Source organism: Sulfitobacter sp. HI0027, from assembly GCF_001634775.1.
Classification (GTDB): Bacteria; Pseudomonadota; Alphaproteobacteria; order Rhodobacterales; family Rhodobacteraceae; genus Sulfitobacter.
Genome location: NZ_LWER01000008.1, coordinates 1 through 4976 on the forward strand (window position 1 = coordinate 1; position 4976 = coordinate 4976).

At 64.7% G+C, this 4976-nt stretch carries 6 protein-coding genes; 4 read left to right on the forward strand and 2 right to left on the reverse strand.

Annotated elements, in window-relative coordinates; genetic code table 11:
• The 3 genes from A3722_RS00490 to A3722_RS00500 all read left to right on the forward strand — a co-directional run.
• Nucleotides 1-949 (forward strand): FAD-binding protein (locus A3722_RS00490; protein ID WP_150120386.1); only part of this gene is annotated, 949 nt, incomplete at its 5' end.
• The gene (nadC, locus tag A3722_RS00495; protein ID WP_067626085.1) at nt 946-1791 is read left to right on the forward strand and encodes a carboxylating nicotinate-nucleotide diphosphorylase; all 846 of its coding nucleotides are present in this window, start codon (nt 946-948) and stop codon (nt 1789-1791) included. The genes A3722_RS00490 and nadC, both read left to right, overlap by 4 nt.
• Before the next feature lie 43 nt (nt 1792-1834).
• A complete protein-coding gene (locus tag A3722_RS00500; protein WP_067626087.1) occupies nt 1835-2284 on the forward strand; it encodes a GNAT family N-acetyltransferase in 450 nt (149 codons plus the stop codon).
• Here the strand turns inward: A3722_RS00500 and A3722_RS00505 are convergent.
• Nucleotides 2274-3779 (reverse strand): heme biosynthesis protein HemY, encoded by a 1506-nt coding sequence (locus A3722_RS00505; RefSeq protein WP_067626089.1) that lies wholly within the window; start codon nt 3777-3779, stop codon nt 2274-2276. The two genes, A3722_RS00500 and A3722_RS00505, sit on opposite strands and share 11 nt — an antisense overlap.
• Nucleotides 3780-3789: 10 nt before the next feature.
• On the reverse strand, nt 3790-4734 hold the full coding sequence (locus A3722_RS00510; RefSeq protein ID WP_236627300.1) for a hypothetical protein: 945 nt from the start codon (nt 4732-4734) through the stop codon (nt 3790-3792).
• 7 nt (nt 4735-4741) lie between these two features.
• Between A3722_RS00510 and A3722_RS24615 the strand changes: the two genes are divergently transcribed.
• A partial coding sequence (locus A3722_RS24615) for a hypothetical protein (RefSeq protein WP_236627301.1) occupies nt 4742-4976 on the forward strand: 235 nt, incomplete at its 3' end.

The window sequence follows — 4976 nt, forward strand, 5'->3', positions numbered from 1 at the left end:
CAACCCGGCACGGATCCGGGGGCAGGTGATCGGCATGGCGGCACGGGCAGGCGCGCTCATCGCCGATGCAGAATTCGTGCAGTTCCACCCCACCGCCATCGACTGCGGCGAAGACCCCGCCCCCTTGGCAACCGAAGCCCTGCGCGGTGCCGGCGCGCATCTGATCAACCGCGAGGGGGTGCGGTTCATGACCGAGGTCCACCCGCTGTCCGAACTCGCCCCGCGTGACATCGTGGCCCGCGCGATCTTTGCCCAGACCCAAGCGGGCCTGCGCCCCATGCTCGACACCCGTGCGGCCTTGGGCCCTGCGGTGCTGGCCGAGTATCCCGCCGTCGCAGCCGCCTGTGCCCGCAACGGCATTGACCCGGTGATCCAACCGATCCCCGTGGCCGCCGCTGCGCATTACCACATGGGCGGCGTGGCCACGGATGCACATGGGCGGTCCAGCCTTGCCGGACTGTGGGTCTGTGGCGAGGCGTCCTCGACAGGGTTGCACGGCGCGAACCGGCTTGCATCGAACGGGCTGCTCGAAGCGCTGGTCTTTGCCCGCCGCGCGGCGCAGGACATGCTTGAGGAATGCATCACCGGCGACAGCGGAACGGTGGCCCTGCCCGACCTGCCCGCTGGCGAAACACCCGCTGAGACCCTCGTCGCCCAGTTACGCCAAACCATGACCGCCCATGTCGGCGTTCTGCGCGATGCGGAGGGGCTGCAACGTGCCCTTGCCACGATTGCACAGATCGAAGCCGCACAGCCGCACTGCGCCCAGCTGCAAAACATGACCGCCACCGCGACACTGATCACCGCCGCCGCCCTCGCGCGCCGCGAAAGCCGGGGCGCGCATTGCCGCACTGATTATCCCGACACGCTCCCCGAAGCCGCGCGCAGTTTTCTGACACTGGCCGAGGCGGCCGCATTCCGCTCCAACTCTGAGGAACTTCCCGCATGACCACCGCCCTGCCCGACCTGATCCTAGAGCCGCTGGTCCGCGCCGCGCTGATGGAAGACCTCGGCACCTATGGCGATGTCACCACCCGCAGCGTGATCCCCGAGGGCACGACCTATTCCGCCCGCCTGCGCGCCCGCGCCGAGGGGGTCGTTTCCGGTATGCAGATCGCACGGCTGGCCTTTCATCTGGTCGATCCAACGCTTGAGGTTCGCACGCTGAAAGAAGACGGAAGCACGATTTCCAAAGGCGACACGCTGATGGAGATCGAAGGCTCCGCCGCCGCGATCCTGTCGGCAGAACGTGTGGCGCTTAACTTTGCCGGGCGGCTTTCGGGCATCGCCACCCTGACAGCGGCCTGCGTGGCCGAGACCAAGGGCACCGAGACCCGGATCACCTGCACCCGCAAGACCACGCCGGGGCTGCGGATGGTGGAGAAACAGGCGGTGCTGCATGGCGGCGGGTTCAACCACCGCTTTTCCCTCTCGGATGCGATCCTGATCAAGGACAATCACATCGCCGCCGCCGGGGGCATCCGGCCCGTCTTGCAGGCGGTGAAGTCCAACGCCTCGCATATGATCCGGGTCGAGATCGAAGTGGACACGCTGGCGCAGCTCGAAGAGGTCTTGGACGAAGGCGGCGCGGATGTGGTGTTGCTGGATAATATGGACACGAACACGCTGCTTCAGGCTGTGGAAATTGCCAATGGGCGCATCGTGCTTGAGGCGTCGGGCAATATGACATTGCCGCGCATTGCCGAGGTCGCGGCGACGGGGGTGAACTATATCTCCATGGGCGCGCTCACTCATTCTGCGACAACGCTGGACCTTGGGCTGGATTTTTGAACCAACTGGGGCAAAGATCGCGCAGCAGCGAAGGGAGCCCGCCATGTCCGACCTCACAGTTCGTACCGTAAAAGACCATGACCGCGCCGATTGGGAGCGGCTCTATCAAGGCTATGCCGAATTCTACAAAGTCGAGCAGACGCCAGAGATGCGCGCGCGGGTCTGGTCTTGGCTGCATGATCCGCTGACAGAGGTCGAAGGGCTGGTCTGCGAAGACGCCGAAGGCCGTGTGATCGGCCTGACCCATTTTCGGCATTTCGCGCGCCCCTTGGCGGCGGCGACGGGCTGTTTCCTCGACGATCTCTTTGTAGATCCCCAAGCCCGCGGCAGCGGGGCTGCCGACGCGCTGATCGGTGAGGTGAAAAAAATCGCCCAGAAACGCGGCTGGAGCCTCGTGCGCTGGATCACGGCCGAGGATAATTACCGCGGCCGTGGGGTGTATGACAAGCTGGCCACGCGGACCAACTGGGTCACCTACGACATCAAGCTGTAGGGTCCGGCGCCTTTTTCGAGGCGTCGGGATTGGTCGGCTCGTCTGTGTCCGTCACCAACTCTGCCTCTTCGATGTCGTCGGTCCGGGTTGTAAGCGCGCCTTCTGGCGGTGTCGTTTCCGGGGCCCCGACGATCAGCGGCAGCATCTGCACACCGCTTGGCATGGCGACTTCCGAGAGCGGCGGGGTCTTCCATTCCAATGTGTCAAAGCTCTTGCAGTTTTCGCAGATCGGCTTCCATTCGGCGTGGATGTGGTGGCAATTCTCGCAAATCCACTGCGGCCCGCGCGAGACATTGAGCGCGCGTGTCAGCCAGCCTTTGACCACCGTATCAGACGCGCCCTCACCCCGCTCGATCGCGGCCATCAGCGTGACGGAACGCGCCGACGGATCGGTCTCGACCAGATTGCCAAGCGCGCGGCGCGCTTCGGGGAAATCTTCGTTGGCGATGTGCAATTCGGCCAGCAGCATCTTGGTTTCGGGATGGTCGGGCTGTGATTTCGTCAGCGCGCGGAACCGTTTGATGCGCTGCTGCGGGGTCTCATCGGGCTGAACCTCGGCAAAGGCGGCGGCAAGGTCGGGGTGCGGATGCACGCTCCACGCTTTTTGCAGCACTTTCGAGGCATAGCGCGGCTTGTCCTGCGCGATATAGCTGCGCGCGGCCATTACGGCGGCTGGCACCAGATCGGGCGACAGGCGGTTGGCTTCGATCGCGGCCTCGCGCGCCTCAATGCTGTTGCCCTCGGCGATGACTTCGCGGGCTTCCGACAGCGCCAGCACCGCATCGCGGCGTTTGTGCACATCGCGCGGCAGGTGGCCGTTTTTGTACTTGGCCTGCAAGGTGCCGCGCGCGCCGGTCCAGTCATGCTTTTCGGCCTGCAACTTCAGCAGCGTATCGCCGGTTTCTTCGTGTTTGGGCTTCAGCGCGAAGGCCTTCTCGGCCAGTTTCAACGCGGTCTCGGTATCCCCGTCAGCCAGCTTTTGTTTCATGATGCCACGCACGCCGACGAAACGGGTCTTTTCGTCTTCGACCAGCTTGCGATAGGTCCGCTCTGCCTTGCGGCGGTCGCCTGCAAGCTCTGCCGCCTGCGCAGTCAGCAGATTGGTCAGCGCCGGGCGTTTGAGATAGCGATCCGCCTTGGCGGCCTTGGCCATCGCAACCTGACCCTCACCGCTCGCAAGCGCCATCAACCCGTCCGACAGGGCCTCATAGCCCTTCCGTTCGCGGTTGCGGTCAAAGTAGCGCGACAGGGCGGTCTCATCCCCGTTCAGGAAATGCCAGACCGCCGACAGCAGCGCCACGATCTTGAGCAGCACCCAGACCGCGAACATCAAAAGCAAAACGGCGATGACCGATTGCAGCGGCCCGAGGGTATATTCGGTGCCCGCCACGGTCAGTTGAATGCCGCCCTCGCTTTCCAGCAAGAAGCCCGCACCCCATGCCAAAGCGGCGACGAGCACGACGAAAAGAACGATTTTAATAAGAGACCAGAGCATTTTTCGTTCCTCAGTTGGCCGTCAGGCGTTGGGAGAGTTCATTGGCGGCGGTTTCAGCCGCCTGACGCGCGCGGGCATCGGCAAGCCATTCCGCCATCGCGTCCTGCGCAGGGGCGGGCAGCGTTTCGATCTCGGCCAGCGCGTCGGTCAAACGGCCATCGCGCACCGCCGCTTCAGCGCGGGAGAGGACAGCATCGGGGTCCGTCCCTTCGCGGGGCGCGACCGAGCGGGCACCAAGCTGCCGTTTCAGGAAGCTGCCAAAGCCGCCTTCGCCTTCTTCCGGCACGGCGGCACGGGCGGTGGCCAAGGCCTGCCGCGCGGCGTCGGGATAACGCGCTTGCAGATTGGCGAGGGTGACCACACCGCCCGCAGCGGTCTCAGTCAGCGCTTGGGGAATGTTCTCAACCCCGGCATCCTGCAACTCGGCCAGCGCGGCCTCAAAGGGGCGTCCGGCGCTGATCGCGGCGTTCATCTGGGTGATGCCGGTCTGGGCGCGGGCTGCTTCTGCAGCGGCGGCGGTCGCCTCTTCGGCGGTTTGGGCGTTATCCAGCAGGCTTTCGATTTCGCGGCGTTGCTCAGCGACCGAGGCGCGCAGGGCTTCCATTTCACGTTCAAAGGCCGCGACTGCAATCTCGTTTTCGCCACCGCTTACGGGCTGTTTCTCAACCGTGGTGAGGCGGCTGTCGATCTCGGCCAATTGGCTTTGAAGCGCCGAGAATTCTTCGCGTGCGGCGGTCAACTCTGCGCTGAGCGCGTCGACCTGTGGCAGGCTTTCCGGTAGGGCCGCAGGCTCATCAGCGCGGGCTTCCAACTCTGCGATGCGGGCCTGCTGCGCTTCGATCGCGTTTTGCAATTCCGCAGCCCCCTGCGCGCGGGTGCCAAGAACGTCGTATTCCGATGCGGCAAACCCCAGTCCGGCAGCAATGGCACCACCGAGCAGCATGGGGAAAAACACGCCCCGCTTGCGCTCCTTCGAAGCGGGCGCGGGGGTCGGTGTCGGGGTTGGTTTGGGGGTCGTAGCGCTTGGCTTTTCGGTCTTGGTCGGCGCGGGCTTCGACGTGCTGTCACCCGACTTAGACGCGGCTGCCGACGCGCGTGAAGGCGCAGGATCGGTCGCTGGTTTGTCGTGGGAAACCGTTTTATCCTTAGGCGCAACGCCGCTGGACGTTGGTTTAGGATCATCCTTGGGCAAGGGCG